The 21,983-nt window shown below is 60.3% G+C and carries 24 protein-coding genes; 11 read left to right on the top strand and 13 right to left on the bottom strand.

Features of this window, described 5'->3' with window-relative positions; all coding sequences use genetic code 11:
- Window positions 1-148 precede the first annotated feature (148 nt).
- Entirely contained in the window at window positions 149-1,018 is an 870-nt protein-coding gene (locus Q1A51_RS17585) for a PhzF family phenazine biosynthesis protein (protein WP_299604285.1), read from the top strand.
- A 248-nt stretch (window positions 1,019-1,266) separates the two neighbouring features.
- Here Q1A51_RS17585 and Q1A51_RS17580 read toward each other — a convergent pair whose 3' ends face one another.
- Window positions 1,267-3,342, bottom strand: coding sequence for a bifunctional sulfate adenylyltransferase/adenylylsulfate kinase (locus tag Q1A51_RS17580; protein ID WP_299604283.1), 2,076 nt, complete (start codon window positions 3,340-3,342; stop codon window positions 1,267-1,269).
- Between the two features lie 135 nt (window positions 3,343-3,477).
- Window positions 3,478-5,166, bottom strand: a complete 1,689-nt coding sequence (locus Q1A51_RS17575) for an adenylate/guanylate cyclase domain-containing protein (protein ID WP_299604280.1) — start codon at window positions 5,164-5,166, stop codon at window positions 3,478-3,480.
- Between the two features lie 138 nt (window positions 5,167-5,304).
- Between Q1A51_RS17575 and Q1A51_RS17570 the strand changes: the two genes are divergently transcribed.
- The gene (locus tag Q1A51_RS17570; RefSeq protein WP_299604277.1) at window positions 5,305-5,673 is read left to right on the top strand and encodes a hypothetical protein; all 369 of its coding nucleotides are present in this window, start codon (window positions 5,305-5,307) and stop codon (window positions 5,671-5,673) included.
- A 9-nt stretch (window positions 5,674-5,682) separates the two neighbouring features.
- Here Q1A51_RS17570 and trxB read toward each other — a convergent pair whose 3' ends face one another.
- Complete coding sequence (gene trxB, locus Q1A51_RS17565) at window positions 5,683-6,651, bottom strand: thioredoxin-disulfide reductase (RefSeq protein WP_299604274.1); 969 nt, start codon at window positions 6,649-6,651, stop codon at window positions 5,683-5,685.
- Window positions 6,652-6,839: 188 nt separating this feature from the next.
- Here trxB and Q1A51_RS17560 point away from each other — a divergent pair, with 188 nt between their 5' ends.
- Window positions 6,840-7,340: an Lrp/AsnC family transcriptional regulator gene (locus Q1A51_RS17560; protein ID WP_299210220.1), complete on the top strand. Its 501-nt coding sequence runs from the start codon at window positions 6,840-6,842 to the stop codon at window positions 7,338-7,340.
- Between the two features lie 21 nt (window positions 7,341-7,361).
- Here the strand turns inward: Q1A51_RS17560 and Q1A51_RS17555 are convergent, their stop codons facing one another.
- The 5 genes from Q1A51_RS17555 to lgt all read right to left on the bottom strand — a co-directional run bounded on the left by Q1A51_RS17555 (window position 7,362) and on the right by lgt (window position 11,418).
- Window positions 7,362-8,051: a Hint domain-containing protein gene (locus Q1A51_RS17555; protein ID WP_299210218.1), complete on the bottom strand. Its 690-nt coding sequence runs from the start codon at window positions 8,049-8,051 to the stop codon at window positions 7,362-7,364.
- 284 nt (window positions 8,052-8,335) lie between these two features.
- A complete protein-coding gene (locus Q1A51_RS17550) occupies window positions 8,336-8,476 on the bottom strand; it encodes a hypothetical protein (protein ID WP_299604270.1) in 141 nt (46 codons plus the stop codon).
- Between the two features lie 235 nt (window positions 8,477-8,711).
- Complete coding sequence (pgeF, locus tag Q1A51_RS17545) at window positions 8,712-9,467, bottom strand: peptidoglycan editing factor PgeF (protein WP_299604267.1); 756 nt, start codon at window positions 9,465-9,467, stop codon at window positions 8,712-8,714.
- The gene (locus Q1A51_RS17540) at window positions 9,464-10,525 is read right to left on the bottom strand and encodes an SAM-dependent methyltransferase (protein WP_299604264.1); all 1,062 of its coding nucleotides are present in this window, start codon (window positions 10,523-10,525) and stop codon (window positions 9,464-9,466) included. Before Q1A51_RS17540 ends, pgeF begins: the two co-directional genes overlap by 4 nt.
- Window positions 10,522-11,418, bottom strand: coding sequence for a prolipoprotein diacylglyceryl transferase (lgt, locus tag Q1A51_RS17535; protein WP_299604261.1), 897 nt, complete (start codon window positions 11,416-11,418; stop codon window positions 10,522-10,524). Before lgt ends, Q1A51_RS17540 begins: the two co-directional genes overlap by 4 nt.
- Window positions 11,419-11,514: 96 nt before the next feature.
- Between lgt and Q1A51_RS17530 the strand changes: the two genes are divergently transcribed.
- Window positions 11,515-11,754 carry an accessory factor UbiK family protein gene (locus Q1A51_RS17530; RefSeq protein ID WP_189369483.1) on the top strand — a complete coding sequence of 80 codons (240 nt, stop codon included), beginning with the start codon at window positions 11,515-11,517 and terminating at the stop codon, window positions 11,752-11,754.
- A gap of 88 nt (window positions 11,755-11,842) precedes the next feature.
- Here Q1A51_RS17530 and Q1A51_RS17525 read toward each other — a convergent pair whose 3' ends face one another.
- A complete protein-coding gene (locus tag Q1A51_RS17525) occupies window positions 11,843-12,739 on the bottom strand; it encodes a hypothetical protein (RefSeq protein ID WP_299604259.1) in 897 nt (298 codons plus the stop codon).
- A 430-nt stretch (window positions 12,740-13,169) separates the two neighbouring features.
- On the opposite strand from Q1A51_RS17525, the gene Q1A51_RS17520 reads away from it, so the two are divergent.
- From Q1A51_RS17520 to Q1A51_RS17500, 5 genes are all read left to right on the top strand, one after another.
- Complete coding sequence (locus Q1A51_RS17520; protein ID WP_299210205.1) at window positions 13,170-13,670, top strand: YbjN domain-containing protein; 501 nt, start codon at window positions 13,170-13,172, stop codon at window positions 13,668-13,670.
- 29 nt (window positions 13,671-13,699) lie between these two features.
- Window positions 13,700-14,512 (top strand): pyrroline-5-carboxylate reductase, encoded by an 813-nt coding sequence (gene proC, locus Q1A51_RS17515; protein ID WP_299604257.1) that lies wholly within the window; start codon window positions 13,700-13,702, stop codon window positions 14,510-14,512.
- Window positions 14,505-14,843: a tRNA-binding protein gene (locus Q1A51_RS17510; RefSeq protein WP_299604255.1), complete on the top strand. Its 339-nt coding sequence runs from the start codon at window positions 14,505-14,507 to the stop codon at window positions 14,841-14,843. Before proC ends, Q1A51_RS17510 begins: the two co-directional genes overlap by 8 nt.
- Window positions 14,843-15,793 carry a D-glycerate dehydrogenase gene (locus Q1A51_RS17505; RefSeq protein WP_299604253.1) on the top strand — a complete coding sequence of 317 codons (951 nt, stop codon included), beginning with the start codon at window positions 14,843-14,845 and terminating at the stop codon, window positions 15,791-15,793. Before Q1A51_RS17510 ends, Q1A51_RS17505 begins: the two co-directional genes overlap by 1 nt.
- 437 nt (window positions 15,794-16,230) lie before the next feature.
- The gene (locus Q1A51_RS17500) at window positions 16,231-17,196 is read left to right on the top strand and encodes a glycerophosphodiester phosphodiesterase family protein (RefSeq protein WP_299604251.1); all 966 of its coding nucleotides are present in this window, start codon (window positions 16,231-16,233) and stop codon (window positions 17,194-17,196) included.
- 57 nt (window positions 17,197-17,253) lie between these two features.
- Here the strand turns inward: Q1A51_RS17500 and arsH are convergent, their stop codons facing one another.
- Complete coding sequence (gene arsH, locus Q1A51_RS17495) at window positions 17,254-17,973, bottom strand: arsenical resistance protein ArsH (RefSeq protein WP_299604249.1); 720 nt, start codon at window positions 17,971-17,973, stop codon at window positions 17,254-17,256.
- Complete coding sequence (locus tag Q1A51_RS17490; RefSeq protein ID WP_189369492.1) at window positions 17,960-18,415, bottom strand: hypothetical protein; 456 nt, start codon at window positions 18,413-18,415, stop codon at window positions 17,960-17,962. The genes arsH and Q1A51_RS17490 overlap by 14 nt, the downstream gene beginning before the upstream one ends.
- A gap of 426 nt (window positions 18,416-18,841) precedes the next feature.
- On the opposite strand from Q1A51_RS17490, the gene Q1A51_RS17485 reads away from it, so the two are divergent.
- Window positions 18,842-19,423 (top strand): thymidine kinase, encoded by a 582-nt coding sequence (locus Q1A51_RS17485; protein WP_299604247.1) that lies wholly within the window; start codon window positions 18,842-18,844, stop codon window positions 19,421-19,423.
- Window positions 19,424-19,439: 16 nt separating this feature from the next.
- Here the strand turns inward: Q1A51_RS17485 and Q1A51_RS17480 are convergent, their stop codons facing one another.
- On the bottom strand, window positions 19,440-20,159 hold the full coding sequence (locus Q1A51_RS17480; RefSeq protein WP_299604245.1) for a WYL domain-containing protein: 720 nt from the start codon (window positions 20,157-20,159) through the stop codon (window positions 19,440-19,442).
- A gap of 87 nt (window positions 20,160-20,246) precedes the next feature.
- Here Q1A51_RS17480 and Q1A51_RS17475 point away from each other — a divergent pair, with 87 nt between their 5' ends.
- Window positions 20,247-20,642: a RidA family protein gene (locus tag Q1A51_RS17475; protein WP_299604243.1), complete on the top strand. Its 396-nt coding sequence runs from the start codon at window positions 20,247-20,249 to the stop codon at window positions 20,640-20,642.
- A 76-nt stretch (window positions 20,643-20,718) separates the two neighbouring features.
- Here Q1A51_RS17475 and Q1A51_RS17470 read toward each other — a convergent pair whose 3' ends face one another.
- Complete coding sequence (locus Q1A51_RS17470) at window positions 20,719-21,846, bottom strand: beta-ketoacyl-ACP synthase III (RefSeq protein ID WP_299604240.1); 1,128 nt, start codon at window positions 21,844-21,846, stop codon at window positions 20,719-20,721.
- Window positions 21,847-21,983 lie beyond the last annotated feature (137 nt).

The following is a 21,983-nucleotide window of genomic DNA, read 5'->3' as shown; positions in this document are numbered from 1 at the left end:
AATTCAAACATCACTGCCGTCTCTTGGGCGATAAGGTGTATCGCGCGTCTCACCATCCGCACCCTGCAACGCCTTCGACTTGACCTTGTCTCCAAGCAATGCGCTGTTCGAGCGGTGACAGTGCGGCGCGATGGGAAAGGGACATGGCATGAGTTTTGATGTCGATTGGGTGGACGCATTCACCGATCGGGCCTTTGGTGGCAATGGCTGCGCCGTGGTGCATGGCGGCGCTGGGCTGGACGACGCGACTTGCATGGCCTTTGTGCGCGAAACCTCTTTGGTGGAATGCACATTCACAGGCCCCTCCGATGCGGCCGACATCCGCATCCGCTATTTCCTCGCCAGCCGTGAAATCCCCTTTGCCGGCCACCCGACAGTGGCCACAGTCGCTGCGTTGCGCCACCGCGATCTGATCACGGATGGCGCCCTGACCCTCGAAACCAACGCCGGGATCGTCCCGGTCGAAGTGGACGGTATGTCCATTCGCATGACTCAGGTTGCGCCGACATTTGGCGCGCGTCCCGATCCGGCGCTGGTCGCGGCGGTGGGTGGCCTACCTGCGGACGCGATCATTCATCCGCCCCGCGTTGTGTCGACCGGACTGCCCTTCACGATCACGGTGCTCAGGGATCGCGCAATGCTTGAGCGTGCGACGTTCAACATGGACGCCTTTCAAACCTATCTCGGCGCATTGGGTGTGCACGGCACTGACGTGATGGAACCGTTTTGGTGTACGCTTGAAGGCGCGACCAAGGCGGGGGACACTTTTGCCCGCTTGCTGATGGCACCACCCAGCCCGGCAGAGGATCCCTTCACCGGTTCTGCCACTGGCGCAATGGCCGCCTATCTCTGGTCCGAAGGGTTGATCGACAGCCCGGACTTCACTGCTGAACAAGGGCACGGCCTGGGCCGCCCCGGACAGGCACTCGTGGCTGTGCAAGGTTCCCGTGACGCCATCACCGGGGTGGTCGTGGAAGGGCAGGCGCATATCCTGATGAGCGGTCAACTGCACCTCTAGTGCAAGCCGGTAAGGCGCATCCTGATGCGCCGCCCGCCTTCATCGGGCAGTGTGCCATTTGCGTGGTTAACATCCGAAAACCGCACCGCGCGCTGCACAAGCATCTGATATTCCTGCTGGAACACAGATTGCTGAACATCGCCTGATGGCGCCGCACAGGCTGTCCCCGCGGGGACAAAACGAAAAAGGCGCACCAGAATGGTGCGCCTTACGTCTTAAAGTAAGGCGGAGGTGCCCTCCGCCCCGCCTTATTCGGCGGCGATCAACCCCATGCTTTCCAGCTTCAGCAAAACCTGGTGGGCGCAGTTGTCCACGTCCACGTTCTCGGTCTCGACACTCAGCTCGGGGCTTTGTGGCACGTCATAGGGATCAGAGATGCCGGTAAACTCCTTGATCTTGCCTTCCCGCGCCAGCTTGTAGAGCCCCTTCCGGTCGCGGCGCTCGCATTCCTCGATCGAGGTGGCGACGTGCACTTCGACAAAAGCGCCAAACTCTTCGATATCCTCGCGCACGGCCCGACGGGTCGTCGCGTAGGGTGCAATAGGGGCACAGATCGCGATGCCACCGTTCTTGGTGATCTCGGACGCGACATAACCGATGCGGCGGATGTTCAGGTCACGGTGTTCTTTTGAAAAGCCCAGTTCCGAGGACAGGTTCTTCCGCACGATGTCACCATCCAGCAGGGTTACAGGACGACCGCCCATCTCCATCAGCTTGACCATCAGCGCGTTGGCAATGGTCGACTTGCCCGACCCGGAAAAGCCGGTGAAGAACACGGTAAAGCCCTGCTGCGAACGCGGCGGCTTGGTGCGGCGCAGCTCCTTGACCACTTCGGGGAAGCTGAACCATTCGGGGATCTCAAGACCCTCGGACAGACGGCGGCGCAGCTCGGTGCCCGAGATATTCAGGATGGTGACATTGTCCTTGTCCGCAATCTCGTCATTGGGTTCGTACTGGGCGCGCTCCTGCACATAGACCATGTGTTTGAAGTCGACCATTTCGATGCCCATCTCCTCCTGATGATCGCGGAACAGGTCCTGCGCGTCATAGGGACCATAGAAATCCTCACCGGCCGAGTTCTTGCCGGGGCCGGCGTGGTCGCGACCAACGATGAAGTGGGTGCAGCCGTGGTTCTTGCGGATCAGGCCGTGCCAGACCGCCTCGCGTGGGCCGGCCATGCGCATGGCCAGGTTCAGCAAGCTCATCGACGTGGTGGCCTGCGGATACTTGTCGAGGACGGCCTCGTAGCAGCGCACGCGGGTAAAGTGATCGACATCGCCGGGTTTGGTCAGGCCAACAACCGGGTGGATCAGCAAGTTGGCCTGGGCCTCGCGGGCGGCACGGAAGGTCAGCTCCTGGTGCGCGCGGTGCAGGGGGTTGCGGGTCTGGAAGGCCACGACCTTGCGCCAACCCATCTTGCGGAAATAGGCGCGCAGCTCATTCGGCGTGTCGCGACGTCCGCGGAAATCATAATGCACGGGCTGCTGAATGCCAGTGATCGGACCACCAAGATAGATCTCGCCCGCAGTGTTGTGCAGGTAGTTCACGGCCGGATGGGCGCTGTCATCGGCACCAAAAACCTTCTTGGCCTCGTGGCTCTTGTTGGGGGTCCAGCGGTCAGTCACCGTCATGGTGGCGAGGATCACGCCTTCCTGGTCGCGCAGGGCGATGTCCTGACCGATTTCGAGGCTGCTCGCGAATTTGTCGTTTACATCCAACGTGATAGGCATCGGCCACAAGGCACCATCCGCGGTGCGCATGGTCTCCACAACGCCGTTGTAGTCCGCTTCCGACAGGAACCCCTTGAGCGGGTTGAAACCGCCATTCATCAGCAATTCCAGGTCGCAGATCTGGCGCGGGGTCAGATCCCAGCTTACCAGGTCGGCCGCTTCCATCTTCATCTTCTGGGCGCTGTCATAGGAGACATACAGCTCAGGGATCGGAGCAAGGTTGTTTTCCATCAATTTGGTCCTGTGTTTCAGGGGGTTTAACCCGGACGTGGTGCCGGTCAGTTCGGCGAAAAGTGCGTCGTATTCCGCGAACTTGCGGGCGAGGAATTGATCGGTGAGCCTGTTCTTTTCGGCGGCCCCCCGCGTGGTGAGCGCGTAGGAAAAGCGTTGCCGCTTGTCCGGGCCGTCCATGTCGTTCACCTGAACAAACCCCGCATCGGTTGCCTGTCGCAAAAGGGTGTTGAGGCGTCCAAGGGACACGCCAATCTCTTGCGCCATAGCGCGTTGGGTGACACCAGAGGCTTGATCCAGTTGCCGCAACAGGCGGAACAACTGGTCGTCGCTTTCCGGTGTTGATTTGGGTGCAGCTGACATCACATGCATTCGGTTGCGTTCACGGGTGAACACATTTCACAGAAAGTTTGTTCATGGAAGAACAAACTTTTGCAGTGCGCGGATTTCCGCAGTTGTGGCAAATGCGTAACGGCCATGTGTGCCGCGTCAAGTGTGTCAGGCAGGTGCGGCAATCCACAGCGCAAGGGCGCCGATATCGGTTGCATTGGCCAAGGGGACCGCCTCCAGCGGCGCCTCGCGCCCGCGCAGTGACAAGGACACCACGACATCCTTGGGCGCGTCCAGACCGGCGGCGTGCAACGTGTCCATAGACACAAGCACTTGCGCGCTGCGCGCCTTCGTCTCGCTTTCCAATCGCGATGCAATGTTCACGGTGTCACCGATCAGCGTGCGGGGGGCGTGACCCGCAGCGCCAATTTCGCCCAGCACAACATTGCCCAGATGCACGCCGATCCCAATGGCCACCGGTGCGCTGCCTTCGCTGTCCAGTCTTTGATTGAAGTCGGCGAGGGCTTTGCCAATACCCTCAACCGCCTGAATGGCGGAGCGGGCGGATATTTCGGCGGTGGCGCTTTCGAACACCGCCATCAGCCCATCACCCATATACTTGTCCACCGTCCCGCCGGCGGCGTTGATCGGGGGGACAATCTCGTCAAAAAAGCGGTTCAGCAGATGCACAACGTCATAGGGCAATTGCCCATCCGTCCGGGCTGTGAACCCGCGCATGTCCAGAAACAAAACAGCCAGCTGCGCCTCTTTGCCCTGACTGGCATGGGCGCGCCCGCGTTTGCCATCGCGGTCAAAGACGCGGAACACCCGAACCGAGCTTGTGGGCCGCACTTGGCAGGCCAACCGTGCGTTGGGCGGCGCGTTCACGGCGATCAGGCTTTTTTGTTCGGCCTCTGACGGGGCAGGTAAGTCTTCCAGCCCTTCCTCGACAATCACGCGGCAGGTCGTACACCGACCCCGCCCACCACACAGAGCCGTATGGGTGACACCGCTGCTGCGGGAGGTTTCAAGAATGGTCTGACCACGCGGGGCCCGGACGCTGGGCCCGTCCACATAGTGGATGCGGATGGGGCGGGCGATGGCCGCGAGCCCGCGCCGCGCCAGAAAGGCGACAATGGCGAACCCCAGCACGGCCCAGACCGCCAGCGTCATGTTGTTGGCGGCGGCGGCCAGCGCCGCGAAGCCCTGTGCGTCGGGCCAGTTCCACGCCGCGTGCGCCACCTCTTCAGCGCGCGGATTGCTGAGCAATCCGGTGATTGTGCGGGCAAAGGTCATGTACCCAACCAGGGCCAGCGTCGGCAATATGACCGCGATGCCGATCAGCCATGGGATGGCCCGTTGCCACCAGGATGTCAGGCGCAGCCACATGTGCAGGCCGATCCAGCCATGGCCCCACGCCACCAGCAAAAGAACGGCTTGTGCCCAGCCATCCCCCGTCCCCCAGATCAGCCGGTTGACGTATCCAAACATCGTGGTGACGCCCAGCATCTCGTGTGCGGCGCGGGTGTATATCAGGTGATCCACCAACATGATGGGAATCAGCAGGCCCAAGAGGATCTGCACCCAGTCGGTCAGCGGCATGCGCAACGTCCGTGCCACAACGACTTTGCCCAGAGACAACAGCATATGGGCCAAGAAGGCCGACATAATCACTGCCGTGCCCACATCCGACCGGATCACCCAAAGGCGTGCGGCCTGAAACGTGTCAAAAGCCGTGGGCGAAATCAGGATCGTTGCAAGATTCAGGATGTGCAGGGTCAGATAGACCATCAGGATCAGACCGCTGACGATCCTGATCCTTGTTGCCAAACTGCCGCGCCAGATCGCGTGCGCCATGACTGCCCTTTGCTTGTTTTTGCTTCGGTACAGGGTGGCCGGGCCGATGCGTCTGGTCAAGGCGTCGCACGGTGATCGTGTTGCGTTCGCCATCGACGGCGATAGCATTGGCGTTAATGAAGCGGAGAGCAGTGGCGCATGACCTTTGACGAACAAACGGTACGTTCTGCATTGCATGGGGCCTGGTCGCTCAAAACGGCAGTGCAATGGCAGGCGGACAATCCCGCCTTGGGTCAGTGCAATGTCACTGCGGCGGTCATCTGCGACATGTTCGGTGGAGAGGTGTTGCGCACGCGGTTGCCCGGTGTCTGGCACTACTACAATCGGATCAATGATGAGCGATATGATCTGACAGGTAGCCAGTTCACCGCACCGGGGGCGCTATTCGACGCTCCCGACGCTTACGCCGACGAGGTATCGTCTGTCAGTGCTGCAATGACGGGTATCCCGCAACGGGAATACGACGCGTTGAAGCATGCCGTGGAGAAAGCACTGGATACGCCGTAGTGTATTTACCTACTCGGCTGCCATCTCCTCGGCGCCGCTTTCGGTTTCCGCGATGAACCGTTCGGCCTCAAGTGCCGCCTGGCAGCCCATGCCGGCGGATGTGATTGCCTGGCGGTATTGCCAGTCGGTGATGTCGCCTGCGGCAAACACACCGGGGATCGACGTTTCGGTGCTGTCGGGCTTGGTTACGACATAGCCGCCCATATGGGTTTCCAGCGTGTCTTTGACCAACTCATTGGCCGGTGCGTGACCGATGGCGACAAAGACGCCCTTGGCTGGGATGTCCGTGATCTCACCCGTCTGCACGTTCTTGACCTTCACGCCCTCGACCCCCAGCGGGCTGTCGGTGCCATAGACCTCTTCCAGCTGGTGGAACCACAGAGGTTCGATCTTGGGGTTCTTGAACAGGCGGTCCTGCAGGATCTTTTCGGCCCGCAACTCATCCCGGCGGTGGACCAATGTGACCTTGGAGGCGAAGTTGGTCAGGAACAGTGCTTCTTCGACGGCGGTGTTGCCGCCTCCGATCACGACGATCTCCTGACCCCGGTAGAAGAACCCGTCGCAGGTGGCACAGGCGGATACGCCAAAGCCTTTGAATTTTTCTTCGGATGGCATGCCCAGCCATTTGGCGCGGGCACCGGTAGCCAGAATGACGGAGTCAGCCATGTATTCGGTGCCGCTGTCGGATTGGGCCACGAAGGGGCGTTTGGACCAGTCGACGGATGTGATGATGTCACCGATGATTTCGGTGCCCATCGCCTTGGCATGTTCCTGCATGCGGATCATCAGGTCGGGGCCCTGAACCTCGGTATCCCCGGGCCAATTCTCGACCTCGGTGGTGGTGGTCAGCTGGCCGCCGGGCTCGATCCCCTGCACAAGGATCGGGTTCAGCATGGCGCGGCTGGCATAGACCCCCGCAGTGTATCCTGCAGGACCCGAGCCGATAATCAGAACCTTTGTGCGCTTCGTCTCAGCCATTTTGACCCCCGTCTGGTGTTTGAAAGCCTGTCTGATATAGACGCCGAACGCGCGGGATTGAACCCTGGAAATGGGCATCCGGGTTGCAGTGCACGCAATGCGTCATTTCGGAAAATTGCGCAATTGTGAAATATTATTGCGCGCACCTGCGGGCGTGTTATAACAACCGCAAATTCATGGGGGCTTTGATGGCGAGCACGCGACTCGATCCGATTGACCGGAAAATTCTGGCAGAACTGCAGGCGGACGGTCGCATGACCAATGTGGAGCTTGCGAAGCGAGTCGGCATCTCAGCGCCGCCCTGCCTGCGCCGGGTGCGGACGTTGGAGGAAAGCGGATACATCCGCGGCTACCATGCGGATGTGGACAGCCACGAGCTCGGGTTCGAGGTGCAGGTCTTTGCCAATGTGGGTCTGGCCAGCCAGGCGGAGGCCGATCTGAGCGCGTTCGAGGACAAGTGCCGTGCGTGGCCGCTGGTCCGGGAATGCCACATGCTGAATGGCGAGGTCGATTTCATCCTGAAATGCGTGGCGCCCGACCTGTCCAGCTTTCAAAGCTTTCTGACGGGCGAGTTGCTGACAACGCCGAACGTGGCTTCGGTCAAGACCTCGCTGGTGATCCGGCAGGCCAAGGATTCCCCCGGCGTGCCGTTCGACGTGTTGGAAGCGCGGTTGGCGAAATCCGCCTGACCGGCTCCGGCAGCCGCCGGGTCAGCTGCTGACGCTGTCCCGTTCCGGGGCACGCGGATGGGCCAGCGGCCCGAAATCTGTCACGCGTGAGATGTGGGGAAACATCGACAGGAACAGATCGCGTTGTGCATGTGTCACCTGCCGCGTGGCGTTCATGCCCGGATGGAATGTTTCGGCTGCGATTCCCCCGACATCCACAGCCGCGTGGCGCGTCAGGCAGATGTGGAACAGCCGAATGGGGGTTGGTGGAACGACCTCGATGACATTGACGTTGTCCACGAATTCCGACGCGGGCGTCAGCAGGGATTCGCCACCGGTTGTGCCGCGCAGATGCGCCGGCGTTTGCAGCAGTCGCGCGCCGGGACCCACGGTGAGGAATGAACTGGGGCGCTGCTGGCCAAAGCTGTCCGCCATGACCCGGATCAGCGGAATGCGACGCCCCATATCCGACGGCACAAAATTCGATGACCCGATCCATATGACCTGCGCCGGATCACCGGATGAAGTGTTGAGCCAATCGCCCGGCTGCAAATCCTCGATCGCAATGCCGCCGCCCGGGCTGGACAACACCACGCCACGTGCAAAGGCCGAGAAAGCGGATTCAAACAGCGGCAGGGCCGGGGCCTTGAACGTGCCGATGCTGCGCGACCCGTCGGCGCGCAGTGCCGCAACCTCGAATGTGCGGAGTGGAGGATAGTCAGGCCGAGCCATGGGCGTCGCAAATCGTTCTTCAATTGCGCGCGGTGCGCGCAGGGCAGCAGGGAACGTCATATATGAAATGTAACCTCGCAGTACCAGTCACATCCGTATCGGCCCCCACCGACGACGACAGACGGAACGCGTCCTTGTGTCAAGTTTATGAGGCTTAATTCTTAAAATTGCCGCAAATTGTCAAAGAATCGGGGCTATAAACCATGAACGGCGCACCAATGGCGCGCCGCTTAAGACATTGTTCACATGAAACGGGGCAGGTCTGCCACATTCCGATTCGCCATTCAGGCGGACTTGCGCAGCTCCAACGCGGCCTTGCGCTTTGCGACAAAAGCCGCGCGCCGTTTGCCACGTGCCCACGGCATTTGTGGTGCGTCTTGCTTGGCGGCGTCGGTTACCGATTTGATGAAGCGTGCGTTTGTCATGGTCTGTCCTCTGCTCAATGCTCTGGGTCTGTTGCCCGTTGAGAAACAGAATGGCGGTGCAATCGGGCATGTTTGGGGCCAATGGAAACAATTCTCAGAAAAATTCAAATACGTGGATGCACAATTGTGGCGTGTCAGGATCGCCTGTATTTGTTGCCCGTTTGGCACTTGATTGGTCCCGATCTGGAAACAATTGGACAGCAGGATGGCAAGGCCCGCCCGATTTGTGCCCCAATCACAGAACGATGGTAGAGATCAGACGCCCGTAGTCGGGGTCCTTCTGATGCACGGACCGCCGATAGGAATAGAACCTGTCAGGATCGAAATAGGTGCAATGCCGGGTCCATTCAGCCGATGCGATCCCTGCTGCCCGCAGGCGCATCAGCCCGTATCCCGCAAGGTCGAAATGCATCCGATCACCATCCCCACCTGCAAAAAAGCGGGTGTTCTCCGGGTCCTCGTCCAGGAAGATGTCAAAAAATTCCGGACCAACCTCGTAGGCGCGTTGGCTGATCGTAGGGCCAATGACCGCGTGGATGTTCTCGCGCGTGGCGCCAAGGGCGACCATGGCGTCGACTGTCGCCTCCATGATCCCGGCCTGCGCGCCTTTCCAGCCCGCATGTGCGGCACCGATGACCTGTGCCTCTGCATCTGCAAACAAAACCGGCTGACAGTCTGCGGTCAGCACGGACAGCGCCAGACCGGGCGTTGCTGTGACCAGCCCATCCGCCTTGGGTTTTGGTTCAGGGGCTGTTGTGACCTGAACCGCGTCGCCGGAATGAACCTGATGCACACCGGCAAGCTTGTCCGATCCAACGCCCATCGCTTCGGCCACCCGCCCGCGGTTGATCGCCACGATTTCAGTTTGATCAGAACTGCCCGTCCCACAATTGAGACCTGCAAAGATGCCAGAGGATGCGCCCCCCTTGCGGGTGAAAAACCCGTGCCGGACAGGTATCAGGCTCTCGGCAGTCAGAATTTCCAACGTCATCGTTCCAGTCCGGGCGGTGGTGCAGCAGTGGTTGGGAAAAGCCCCAGAACCTTGAACAGGTTTCCCATTTCATCGGGATGCGTCAACCGTCGATGTGCCGCAATGTGAGCATCCAGTGCGGAACCGTCCAGTTTTGCGGCCAATGCCTGCGCGCGCGCCGTGATGCCCAGCCGTTCCAGGAACACGCCTTGCGGGGTGACCCGGGAAAAGGCGGCAGGGGCGGCGGCCTGCGTCAGCGCTTCGAAATCCACGTGGGCCGTCAGATCGGCTTGGCCGGGATTGGCCAGCAGATCGACGGCTTTGTGGTCTTGCATGGACTGTAACGTGTCACCCAGCGACCGCCAATCGCCATAGTCGATGATCAGCGCGGTCCCGCCATGGGTCTCGATCCGGGTGCTGATGGCCGACATGATCGGCGAGGCTGATGGGCAGATCTCGACCAGCTGGCCGTCCTCGGTGTCGTCCAGCCGATGCGCCAACGTGGCTTGCGGCGCGGCGGGCGACAGGCCAAAGGACAGCGTGTTGTCGCTGAGCCCCACGCACCGTTCGCGCCAGCCCGTGCCATCGCGCTGGAATTGCCGCACCGGTAAAGCGTCGAAAAACTCGTTTGCGACCAGCCACAGCGGTGCGTCGGGCAGGTGGTCGGCCCCCTCAACATAGGTGAAATCAAACCCGTCAAGGGTCGTACGCTGCACCTCCTGCAATGAAGGAGACGCCTCGATCAAGGTAACCCGTGCCGCCTCATGAAATCCGCGCACCCGCGCTGTCGCGCGCAGAATATCGGCCATCAAAGTGCCGCGCCCCGGTCCAAGCTCTGCCAGCGTGAACGGCGCAGGCGCCCCCTGGTTCAGCCAGCTTTGGGCCAGCGACAGGCCGATAAGCTCGCCAAACATCTGGCTGATCTCGGGCGCGGTGGTGAAGTCGCCCGCAGCCCCCAGCGGATCACGGGTGGTGTAGTAGCCATGCACCGGATGCAGCAGCACCTCGGCCATGTAGTCGGCGATGGTGATCGGCCCATGCGCCGCAATGCGCGCGATAAGGCCGTCCTTCAGGCTCATGCCGGTGCTGCAACCCGCCGGCGGGCGCGGGTGATCAGCCACAGGCCCAGAAGGATCATCGGCAGGGACAGAATCTGGCCCATAGTCAAACCATAGCCACCGATGTGCCAGGCAAGGCCCAGCGGATTGCCCTCGGAAATGAACTGCGCATCGGGTTGGCGCACGAATTCCACAAGGAAACGGCTGATGCCGTAGCCCGCCAGGAACACGCCCGTCAGCAGGCCCGGTTTCTTGAACCCATCCCGCCGCCACGCCATCCACAACAGGACAACCAGCAGGACAAACCCTTCCAGAAATGCCTCGTAGAGCTGCGACGGATGCCGCGCACAGGCCCCCACGATGTCAGGACAGTACTGCGCCGCCTGCCCGGGAAACACCACGCCCCAGGGCAACTCGGTCGGCCGTCCCCACAGCTCGGCATTGATAAAATTCGCCATCCGACCCAAGAGCAGACCGGGCGGCGTGCCAATCGCCACGGCATCGGCGGTGGTCAGCAAAGGCAGCTTGTGCCGGCGGGTATAAAGCCAGAAGGCCAGGATCACGCCCAACATACCGCCATGAAAGGACATCCCGCCCTCCCAGATCGCGATAATGGACAGGGGATCGCTCAGATAGGTGCCGGGTTGATAGAAGAGCACGTAACCAATCCGCCCACCCAACAGGACGCCCAGAATGATCCAGGTCAGCATATCCTCGGTCTGGCCGGGGCTCAGCGGGGGTGTCTGGTTCGGCCAAAGGCGCGGGGCCTTCAGCGCCATCACCACCAGCCGCCAGCCGATGATGATGCCCACGATATAGGCCAAGGCATACCAGCGCAGGGCCAGTTCCATGCCGAAAAGCGAGATCGAGAAGATCTCGGGCGAGATGTCGGGGAAGGGGAGTGCGCCTGTCATCTGCGTCTCAATGCCTCTGCTTGGGGGGCAGGTCAACCTTGCCTCGCCCCACGTCTGTGTCCATATAGGCAACAGGTTTCAAAGGAACACGACATCATGCAAGCACGCGGCAAGATTTTCGACGACATCTCGCAATTGATGACCAACGCGATGGGCGTGGCCCAGGGCGCGAAGGACGAGGCCGAGACGGCGATGAAATCCATGATGGACCGCTGGCTGGCGGATCGTGATTTCGTCACGCGCGAAGAGTTCGACGCCGTGCGCGCGATGGCACAGAAGGCGCGGGAAGAGAACGAAGCGCTGAAGGCCCGGATCGAGGCGCTTGAAGGGAAGTAGGCGCGACCACCGTCCGAACAGAAAGCCCGGTCCACGCCGGGCTTTTTTTGTTGGTGCGGCGTTGGCTGTCTGCGAACAGAGGGGTGCCTCAGACGGAGATCGGAATCCCAAACAGCTGGGCGATCCTTTCGATATTGATAATAACCACAATCAATAGCAGCACGAAGATCATCCAGACGCGGACAGGGATGCCCAAGAACTGTTTCGACCTGACCTGAACAGTCTGTCCGCCAAAACCATCTTCGACCAGTTCGACATCGTAACCGGCTGTACGCATGATATCGTTGATATTCGCTTCCGTCGGTTGTGGAAGGTCTTGGACAGGATGCGTCCAAAACTCGCTGCGCTCGTTCTTGCGAAACAGCTTCTTTTCCAACCGCATCAGGGCGTCAGCCCCGGCTTTGTTCGGCGGGAAAATAAAAAGTGCCCACTCCTCGTCTATTCCGGGCCGTGACAGCATTTGATGGCGTTTGTCTCCCAAAAGACGCTGCACAAGCTGTGCGACGAACTCGTAGTCTGACCATGATCGCATCGGTGCAAAACTTTGGTCTATCTCCACTCGTTTTGCGTCGTCGCCATCGGCAACCCATTCGGATCGCAGGGTCGCCGACACATGCACCGGAACGATGTTTGCGAAACCCTGCTCCGCAAGCGTCCAGTCCTCGACGGCGACAACATCGTCCGCAAAGCAGCTGACAAGGTGTTGGACCAGCGCTTGGTAGTACCCTTTGCCGCCTTCCGCGCCGGCCTTCTTCATGTTGAAGTGGGTACAGCACTTCCGATCAAGTGCCAGCAAGCCTGCGAAGTAGTAACTGCGCATGTCTTCGAACAGCTCGTCGATGGCTTCAAATTCTTCACCATAAAGGATGTCGGCCCTATAGGCCTTCATCACACCCTCAATTGTGTCGAATGTTGAAGCAGCAAACCAACCATGCGGTCGCAACTCATCCACGCATTCTTGAAAAAACTCCTGGACCTTGGTCATGGCTCCCTCTGCCAGTCACAGAGCGGAAGGCAAGCGCGCTGGCACTGCTGGCTCTACCCCGGTTTGAAACAGGCCTTTGCCCGCAGTTTGATCGTAGGTGAGGTGCAGAAGGGTGCAAAGTGCCGGACACTCCCGCCTGCCACAAAGTGGCGAAAGCCCGCCTTCTTGGCCAACGGGATACATGCCCAGCGTGTACGGCGCGTAGGATGGCTGTTTCGGTGACTGGTTCTTCGACCCCTCGATCTTGCCTGCGAAACCGACTTCTCCCCAACTTATTGGGCTTATCCCCAAATAAAGGGTTGCCAGATGGCCGCACCGTCGTCACCATATCTTGTAGAAGCACGGGGGATCGCCCCGGTTTCTAGAGCAGGCACCTAGCGCTTGGGGCGCTGCCAGCCCCACGCGCTACTAGCGAATAAGAGGTGGCACCATGGCACTTTCCGAGCAGTTCCTGGAAGACGAAATTCATCCCATCGACATCGTCGAGCATCTGGCCGAACACCACGAGTGGGATTTCGACCGTATTGCCGATGACCAGATCGCAATGGCCGTCGAAGGACAGTGGCGCACTTATTCCATTACGCTTGCTTGGTCCGGCTATGACGAAACGCTCCGCATGGTCTGCACTTTCGAAATGGAGCCGCCGGAGGAAAAACTCGGCGGGCTTTATGAGCTTCTGAACCTCGTGAATGATCAATGCTGGGCGGGTGCGTTTACCTATTGGCAAGAGCAAAAGCTGATGGTGTACCGCTACGGTCTTGTCCTGTCGGGCGGCCAGATGGCCAGCGCTGACCAGATCGACACGATGATTGGTGCGGCGGTGATGAGTGCAGAGCGCTACTACCCCGCGCTGCAGCTTCTAGTCTGGGGCGACCGGACACCCAAAGATGCGATGCAGGTCGCTATTGCGGAGGCTTATGGCCGCGCCTAACCTGCGCCCCTGAACGAACGGGGGATTTCATGCAAGACAGTCGGATTGCAGCCCGGGGCCTCGTGCTTCTGGGCTGCGGTAAAATGGGATCGGCGATGCTCGCCGGATGGCTTGAGCGGGGCCTGCCTGCGACCTCAGTTTGGGTGCAAGACCCAGCGCCATCGCCATGGGTGCAATCAACCGGCGTCCACGTGAACACCGATTTGCCCCCTGAACCCGCCGTCATTCTTATCGCCGTAAAACCGCAGATGATGGGCGATGCCTTGCCCGCCATCGCTGCCTTTGGCGGTCGGGACACGGCGTTTGTGTCTGTGGCCGCAGGAACGCCTTTGTCTGCGTTCGAAGAGGCATTTGGCACCGCCAGCCCAATCGTTCGCGCGATGCCCAACACCCCCGCCGCCGTTAGCCGAGGGATCACGGCCATCTGTGCCAACGATGCCGGGCAGGGCGCGCTGGACGAGGCGGAAATGCTGCTCTCTGCAGTCGGGGAAGTGGTTCGTCTGGACAGTGAAGAGCAAATGGATGCGGTCACCGGCGTCAGTGGCTCTGGTCCGGCCTATGTCTTTCATTTGATTGAAACTCTGGCCGCTGGCGGTGTGGCGCAGGGCTTGCCCGAGGATCTGGCGATGCAGCTGGCAAAAGCGACGGTTGCTGGGGCTGGGCATTTGGCGATGAAGGCCGATGAAGATCCCTCGCAATTGCGCGTCAACGTCACCAGCCCCAATGGAACAACGCAGGCAGCGCTAGAGGTGTTGATGGACGAAAAGGTGGGCTTTCCCAGCCTGTTACCGCGCGCTGTTGAAGCAGCCACAACACGATCAAAGGAGCTGGCCCGTGGCTGAGATTTCGTTCGATGATTTCATGAAGGTCGACATCCGCGTGGGCCGTGTGGTGCGAGCCGAACCCTTCCCGGAGGCGCGCAAGCCCGCCATCAAGATGTGGGTCGATTTCGGCGATGATCTGGGCGAGCGCAAGACCTCGGCCCAGGTGACCGTGCACTACGACCCCGAGGCGTTGGTGGGCCGTCAGGTAATGGCCGTGGTGAACTTTCCCCCGCGCCAGATCGGCCCCTTCATGTCCGAGGTTCTGGTCCTCGGGTTTCCCGATGACCACGGAGACATCGTGCTGGCCATACCCGACAAGGACGTGCCGGTCGGCGGGCGGATGCACTGATGAAATTGTGGATCACACGCCCCTTGCCGGACAGCGTGGTGCGGGCGGCGCAGGATCGATGCGACGTGGAAGTGCGGACAGAGACTCTGCCTTTGACGGCGGACGAGTTGCGGCGCGCTTTGACGGATTTTGACATGGTTCTGCCGACCTTGGGGGACGCGTTTTCGGCCGAAGTGTTTGCCGATGTTGCTGCACCACGCTGCAAGCTGCTGGCCAATTTCGGGGTCGGCTACAACCACATCGACGCGGCGGCAGCGCAGGCCAAGGGGATCGCCGTCACCAACACGCCCGGCGCTGTGACCGATGCGACTGCGGATATCGGGATGATGTTGATCCTGATGTCAGCACGCCGCGCGGCGGAGGGCGAACGGCTTGTGCGGGCGGGGGCGTGGCCCGGCTGGCATCCGACGCAGATGCTGGGCCTGCATGTGACGGGCAAGCGGGTCGGCATTGTCGGGATGGGACGGATCGGGCAAGCCATTGCCCATCGGTGCCATTTCGGGTTCGGAATGGACGTGTCGTATTTCAACCGGTCCAAGAAGGACCTTGGTTTTCAGGCTGAGCGGGTCAAGGAATTGTCCGACCTTGCGGCGTCTGTCGATGTGCTGGTGGTTGCTGTCCCCGGGGGGACGGACACGCGCCATTTGATTGATGCGCACGTGCTGGAGGCGATGCAGGGCCATGCGCATCTGGTCAACATCGCGCGCGGGGATGTGGTGGACGAGGCCGCCTTGATCGCAGCCCTAGACACCGGGTCCATTGGTGGCGCTGGGCTGGATGTTTATGAACATGAACCTGCCGTGCCGGAGGCCTTGCGGGCCTTGGAGAACGTGACTTTGCTGCCGCATCTGGGCACTGCTGCGCTTGAGGTGCGGGAGGCGATGGGGCTGATGGCAGTGGAGAATATCGTAGCGTTTCTGGACGAAAAACCGCTTCCAAACGCGGTTTAGGGCGATGTGTCCCCGCGGGGACAAGGCGTTCGGCGGGTTTGGCGGGAATTTACCTTTTGCAGTTCTGAGCGTGGGATCAGTGGGTTGATCGCCGCACGGTCCGGAAGGACGATTTTAACCACGCGTAACGCATCCTGCGTCCCGGCAGCGGGCAAGGTGTTGGAAAAAGCCTCGCTCGGTTCCGCATTGATCGCTGTTGTAGCAGGAAAACTGCAACTGGAAGACGTGACCGTGAGACCATAAGGCGCTCGACCACGCAATAATCAGCGCCAGCTTTAAAACCGATTGGACCAGTGACGATTGATGGCAAGCTGCGACCCACCACTTGGGCGCGCTTGATGGCAATCCGGCGTATCCTTGCTCTTGCCGCGCGCAGGTTTGTTTTCGCCGTTTCAACACGTCTGCACGCGTTCTAGTGTCCAGCCATGCGGCGCATAATGAAACGACTGACCTGTGTGGCTTTGCTTCTGGTGTTGGGCGTGTGGGGGGCGAACACGTCGCTTTTTGTCGCTGGGGTGGATCAGCATAAAACCCGTGTAATCGCCCATCGGGGCGTTCATCACATCTATACCGGGTCCGACAGGTCGAATGATGCCTGTCACGCGTCGCCGGTTGAGCCTATTGAACATGCTTTCGTCGAGAACACGCTGCCCTCCATGCAAGAGGCATTTCGCTTGGGAGCGGATGTTGTGGAAATCGATGTTCATCTGACGCCTGACGATGTGTTTGCCGTCTTCCATGATAGGACGGTGGATTGTCGCACTGACGGAACAGGCGTTACGCATAAACAGAGTTTTGCCGAGCTTCAGGGCCTTGATATCGGCTATCGGATTGATGATGGCACAGGCACCTATCCCTTACGCGGACAAGGGACTGGGTTGATGCCGTCACTGGACCAAGTGTTCGCCGAGAACATGGCGGGACAATTCCTTGTCAATTTCAAAAGTCGTCGTTACGAGGAGGGCGTAGCGCTTGCCATGATGCTGCAAAAGCCAGAGGCGCGCGCGCAGGTTTATGGTGTCTATGGCGGACGGCCACCCACGCGGGTGGCATTGGAGGCAACGACTGACCTGCGCGGATTCGATAGATCCTCTTTGCAGGCCTGCCTCGTTCGGTACTTCATGCTAGGCTGGAGTGGCTATGTGCCGGAGAGTTGTCGCAACACGATCGTCATGATTCCGCAAAACTATGCAGGCTTTTTATGGGGATGGCCGCATCGCTTCACCCGTCGTTTCGAGGCGGTTGGAACCGATGTCATTCTGGCCGGTCCCTACGACGGGTCGGGGTTTTCGACCGGGATCGATGACGCAGATGCCTTTGGCAAGGTCCCGGACGCTTTTGATGGCTATGTGTGGACCAACCGGATCGAGGTGATTGGTCCGCTCAGTGAGGCCAGACGGTAGGAATTCGAGGTTGCCGACCCTGATAATCCGTCGCGGTTTGCTCTGACCTTCGCAGAGTTACAGCTTTTTCAGCGACACCCGCTTGTGCACGTCCTCGACGCTTTCAGCCCGTTCGGAATAGCGATCGACCAGATAGTCCTGACGCCCCCGCACCATCCAGGTGAATTTCACCAGCTCTTCCATCACGTCAACGACTCGGCGATAGAACGGCCCCTCGGGCAGGCGTCCGTCCTCGAATTCCAGCCACGCCTTGGCGATACTGGATTGGTTGGGGATGGTGACCATTCGCATCCAGCGGCCCAGGATACGCATCTGGTTTACCGCATTGAAGCTTTGTGATCCGCCGGACACCTGCATGACGGCCAGCGTCTTGCCCTGCGTGGGGCGAATGCCGCCTTTCATGGAAAGGGGTAGCCAGTCGATCTGGGTCTTCATCAGGCCGGTCATGGCGCCGTGGCGTTCGGGGCTGGACCAGACCATGCCTTCGGACCATGTCGCCAGTTCACGCAGTTCGACCACCTTGGGGTGATCCCCGTCGGCATCATCGACAAGGGGCAGGCCGGACGGGTCGAATAGCTGTGTTTCGCAGCCCAAATGCCTTAGAATACGGGCCGCTTCTTCGGCAGCGCGGCGGGAATAGCTGACATCGCGCAGCGAGCCGTAAAGCAGCAGGATGCGCGGTGGATGACCCGGATCATCGGGTGCGCGCAAGGCATCTGTATCGATCTGCGGCAACGCTTCGGCCACAAGGGCCGGAAGATCCTCAGGCACTTTCATCCTCGAGGTGCAGTTTCATGTCGATCAGCACCTGTTGCAGCAAGGTCGTTTCTTTCAACAACCGCTTGGCTTCGTTGACCGTGATCACGCCATCTTCGATCGATTGCTGGTATTCGGTCATCAACATGGCAAAGCGTTGGCTGAGCGCGATCACGTCGGAATTCACACCACCGGGACGGTCAGAATTGGGGCGGCGGTCATCGTGGCTGAGCGTGATGCCTTGCAGTTCGGCCAGCGCGCCGGTGACGTGCGGGTAGCTTGCCGCTTCTTCCAATGCGATCACCGCGTCGACGGGCATGAAGCGATCCGAGTGCTCTTCGTTGTCGGAGTAGTATCGGCCCAGGGTCGCCTTGGACTTGCCGGTCAGTTTGCATGCCGCTTCGATCCCGACATCCTTTACCAAGGACTCGGTGTGTTTTTTTAAATAACTGCCAACGGTCATAAGCCCGCCCCCTTACTGCGCAAAGCCTCAGTTCAACCACCTATGCGGGGGAACTTGGCCGGTCTTTTCCCATTAATCGTCTAGCCAGCAAATGTCATTTTTAAAAGCATCCCAGTGGTTTTCGGGATGTAACAAGTGCCCGGTGCCCCCAAGCGCCGGGTTCGGGTGGGGTCTGCCACATCCTCTGTCCCGTGGGGGCGACAGGCCGGTCTGACCGGCAGCAGGTGTGGCGGGTCCGTCGGCGGTTTTGAGTATCGGGGTGGGCATCATCCCCAAATCGGGCGCGCAAGCATCCGTTGCCCATTTCATCGTAACCCAGTGCCGAAGCGGCGCAGGGGCTTGTGACGCAGGCGACAAGATCATGCGCGCGGCCCTTGCACCCACCTGGTCTTGCCCAGGCATGCCGACCGAATTATGCAGCCGCCCATGGCGAAGCTTTATTTTCACTACTCCACCATGAACGCGGGCAAATCGACCGTGCTGTTGCAGGCCGCTCACAACTATCGTGAGCGGGGGATGGACCCCTATCTGCTGACCGCATCCTTTGATGATCGTGCCGGAGCGGGGCGCATTGCCTCGCGGATCGGGATCGGGGCAGAGGCTGACACGTTCACAACCGCCGACGATCTGTTCGAAAAGCTTGTCGCACGGCAAACAGAGGGGCCTGTCGCCTGTGTCTTCGTCGACGAAGCGCAGTTCCTGACCGAAGATCAGGTGTGGCAGCTTGCCCGCGCCGTCGATGATCTGCGAATGCCGGTGATGTGCTACGGGTTGCGGGTGGATTTCCGCGGCAAGCTTTTTCCCGGGTCTGCCACGCTGCTGGCGCTGGCCGACGAGATGCGCGAGGTGCGCACGATCTGCCATTGCGGAAAGAAGGCGACGATGGTGATCCGGCAGGATGTCGAGGGCCGCGCGATCACAGACGGCGCGCAGGTGCAGATTGGTGGAAACGAGACCTATGTATCGCTGTGCCGCCGGCATTGGCGGGATGCGGTCGGCGACAGCTGAGGGCTGCGGCCGCCCGCTAGCGCGGCAGGTCCTTGTAGGGGCAAACATCGTCCTCGAACGGCACATGCCGCCAGCGAAAGGGTTCATCCTCAAGGCATTCGGGGCGGCTGATGCGGTCCATTCTGAAGTGGCGGAAATCGTCCCGCGTCGGATCCCACGCCACCAGGTACCACAACGGTTGCAGGATCAGCATCGCTTGCGGTTCGACCTTGCGCCGTGTCTTGTTCCCCTTGGCGTCGCGATAGTCGAACTGGATATGCACCCGTTGCAGGAACCCGGTTTCAAAGACAGGCAGCAGATCCGCATCCATCGGCCCAAGATCGGACAGATCCTGCTGCGGTGACAGTTGACCGATATGCAGGCAATCCAGAAACCGCCGCAGATCGCGGACCTTGTCGGATGGCAGCGACTTTTCGATCTTGGCCAGCCCTGCGTCCGCCAGATCGGAAAAGGGCAGGTTCTGTGCGGCCCGCATGGCGGCTACGCTGATCAACAGGGCAAAGACCTCGGACACGGCAAGGCGCGCGGTTGTCTGCATGGATTGCGGATCAAGCTGAATGCCGCCGCCGCGCCCGCTTTCGGAATGGATGACAAAGCCTTCGTCGCGCAAGGCGCTGATATCGCGCAACACGGTGCGCCGCGAGGCGCCGACGTCGCGCGCCAGATCATCAATGGTGGAACTGCCGTTGCGCCGCAGGGTGCGCACGATGCTGTCATGTCGTTGTCGAATGTTCATGTGCACAGGGTAACACATTCGGTGACAAATTTTGGCACCAAATAGCTCTAAGCCTCTTTCAGACACGTCATGAAGGAGAAAATGACCATGCAACGGACCGCAGTGAACCCTTGGGACTGGTCCCTGAACCTGGGCTACAATCAGGGCGAAATCATCGAAGGCGCATCAAGGCAGATGATCTGCGCGGGCCAAACGTCGGTGGATGGCAATGGTGCCCCGCAGCACCCGGGTGACATGCGCGCGCAGATCGCCCTGGCGCTCGATAACCTCGAAGCCGTTCTGGAAGGCGCGGGCATGAGCCTGGCCAATGTGACCCGGCTGGGTGTCTACGCGACGGATGTGGATGAGGCGCTGAAGAATTTTGATCTGTTGGGCATGCGCTTTGGCCCGATCCAATGCGCACCGCCCATGACCCTGTTGGGTGTCACCCGCCTGGCCTTGCCCGGTTTGATGTTCGAGATTGAGGCGACCGCTTCCGCCTGAAAGACAAAACCTGAATTTGCTTGCCGCGGTGAGATTTCATCGCGGCACGATGCGTTTGTCGTATGGGGTTTGGTTGCTATCCGTGCCGTTCAACCAGAACAGACCCCACAGAGTACCCTGCACCGAACGAGCAGATGATCCCCTTGTCCCCGTCGCCGAGATCGCCTGAATACTTGGAAAAGGCGATGATCGATCCGGCCGAGGACGTGTTGGCATAGTCCTGCAGGATGTTGGGTTGCTCGCCCGGTTCCGGCGTGCGCCCCAGCACCTTTTTCCCGATGAAGTCGTTCATTGTCTTGTTGGCCTGGTGCAGCCAGAGCCGTTTCAGGTCCGCCGCTTTGACCCCTTCGTCGCCCATGTGGTTGGCGATGTGCTGGCTGACCATGGGCAGCACTTCCTTGAACACCTTGCGCCCGTTCTGCATGAACTGCATGTCGCGGCGGTCCTTGAGCCCGTCCGGGCGGGACCGGCGCAGGTAGCCGTTGTTGTTGCGGATGTTGTTTGAAAACGCGGTGCCGCAACGGGTCGACTTGATTTCGAAATAAGGGCCCTTTGCCTCTTCGGCCCGTTCGATCAGGGTGGCAGTTGCCACGTCGCCAAAGATGAAATGGCAGTCGCGGTCGCGCCATTCGAGGTGGGCCGAACAGATTTCCGGATTCACCACCAGCGCTGACCGGATGGAGCCCGAGCGCACCATGTCCGCCGCCGCCTGTATGCCGAAGGTTGCGGAGGAACAGGCGACGTTCATGTCGAAGGCAAAGCCCTGAATCCCGAGAAGTTCCTGAATTTCGATGGCGACGGCAGGGTAGGCACGTTCGAGGTTTGACGCTGCGCAAATCACCGCATCCACATCCGCCGCCGTCTTTCCCGCCTGGGTCAGTGCCTTGTGTGCCGCATCAACTGCCATTTCTGCCATGATCGATGGTTCGTCATCGCTGCGCTGGCGCAGCAGGGGGTGCATGACCTTGGGGTCGAGCACACCGGATTTGTCCATGACGTAACGCCGTTCGATGCCCGAGGCCTTTATGATGAACTCTTCTGATGAGTGATCCTTGGGATCAACCTCACCTGCCGCAATCGCATCGGCGTGTTCGGCGTTGTAAAGGTCCGCGTAAGCGTTGAATGCCTCGACCAGTTCCGCGTTGGAAATGGATTGCTCTGGCGTGAAGACGCCCGTGCCGGTGATCGCAGGAGTGAAGGCCAAGGTGCGCCCCTTTCAGGCTTGTCGCGTGTCGGGCGAACCTACAGGCCCCACGCCCTTGTTCGCAAGGGGTACAGGCGGTTGCGCCGTCGCGGAAATCCCGAAATTTTCGTGTCGCATGCTGCCGGGGTTGCCATTCC

This window comes from uncultured Tateyamaria sp. (assembly GCF_947496075.1).
Lineage (GTDB): Bacteria > Pseudomonadota > Alphaproteobacteria > Rhodobacterales > Rhodobacteraceae > Tateyamaria.
This window is presented reverse-complemented; position numbering and strand designations above follow the sequence as displayed.

Bases quoted from the DNA above. Each gene is read 5' to 3' on its own strand.
- Q1A51_RS17585 (WP_299604285.1), top strand. From the start codon at position 149: ATGAGTTTTGATGTCGATTGGGTGGACGCATTCACCGATCGGGCCTTT.
- Q1A51_RS17580 (WP_299604283.1), bottom strand. From the start codon at position 3,342: ATGTCAGCTGCACCCAAATCAACACCGGAAAGCGACGACCAGTTGTTC.
- Q1A51_RS17575 (WP_299604280.1), bottom strand. From the start codon at position 5,166: ATGGCGCACGCGATCTGGCGCGGCAGTTTGGCAACAAGGATCAGGATC.
- Q1A51_RS17570 (WP_299604277.1), top strand. From the start codon at position 5,305: ATGACCTTTGACGAACAAACGGTACGTTCTGCATTGCATGGGGCCTGG.
- trxB (WP_299604274.1), bottom strand. From the start codon at position 6,651: ATGGCTGAGACGAAGCGCACAAAGGTTCTGATTATCGGCTCGGGTCCT.
- Q1A51_RS17560 (WP_299210220.1), top strand. From the start codon at position 6,840: ATGGCGAGCACGCGACTCGATCCGATTGACCGGAAAATTCTGGCAGAA.
- Q1A51_RS17555 (WP_299210218.1), bottom strand. From the start codon at position 8,051: ATGGCTCGGCCTGACTATCCTCCACTCCGCACATTCGAGGTTGCGGCA.
- Q1A51_RS17550 (WP_299604270.1), bottom strand. From the start codon at position 8,476: ATGACAAACGCACGCTTCATCAAATCGGTAACCGACGCCGCCAAGCAA.
- pgeF (WP_299604267.1), bottom strand. From the start codon at position 9,467: ATGACGTTGGAAATTCTGACTGCCGAGAGCCTGATACCTGTCCGGCAC.
- Q1A51_RS17540 (WP_299604264.1), bottom strand. From the start codon at position 10,525: ATGAGCCTGAAGGACGGCCTTATCGCGCGCATTGCGGCGCATGGGCCG.
- lgt (WP_299604261.1), bottom strand. From the start codon at position 11,418: ATGACAGGCGCACTCCCCTTCCCCGACATCTCGCCCGAGATCTTCTCG.
- Q1A51_RS17530 (WP_189369483.1), top strand. From the start codon at position 11,515: ATGCAAGCACGCGGCAAGATTTTCGACGACATCTCGCAATTGATGACC.
- Q1A51_RS17525 (WP_299604259.1), bottom strand. From the start codon at position 12,739: ATGACCAAGGTCCAGGAGTTTTTTCAAGAATGCGTGGATGAGTTGCGA.
- Q1A51_RS17520 (WP_299210205.1), top strand. From the start codon at position 13,170: ATGGCACTTTCCGAGCAGTTCCTGGAAGACGAAATTCATCCCATCGAC.
- proC (WP_299604257.1), top strand. From the start codon at position 13,700: ATGCAAGACAGTCGGATTGCAGCCCGGGGCCTCGTGCTTCTGGGCTGC.
- Q1A51_RS17505 (WP_299604253.1), top strand. From the start codon at position 14,843: ATGAAATTGTGGATCACACGCCCCTTGCCGGACAGCGTGGTGCGGGCG.
- Q1A51_RS17500 (WP_299604251.1), top strand. From the start codon at position 16,231: ATGAAACGACTGACCTGTGTGGCTTTGCTTCTGGTGTTGGGCGTGTGG.
- arsH (WP_299604249.1), bottom strand. From the start codon at position 17,973: ATGAAAGTGCCTGAGGATCTTCCGGCCCTTGTGGCCGAAGCGTTGCCG.
- Q1A51_RS17490 (WP_189369492.1), bottom strand. From the start codon at position 18,415: ATGACCGTTGGCAGTTATTTAAAAAAACACACCGAGTCCTTGGTAAAG.
- Q1A51_RS17485 (WP_299604247.1), top strand. From the start codon at position 18,842: ATGGCGAAGCTTTATTTTCACTACTCCACCATGAACGCGGGCAAATCG.
- Q1A51_RS17480 (WP_299604245.1), bottom strand. From the start codon at position 20,159: ATGAACATTCGACAACGACATGACAGCATCGTGCGCACCCTGCGGCGC.
- Q1A51_RS17475 (WP_299604243.1), top strand. From the start codon at position 20,247: ATGCAACGGACCGCAGTGAACCCTTGGGACTGGTCCCTGAACCTGGGC.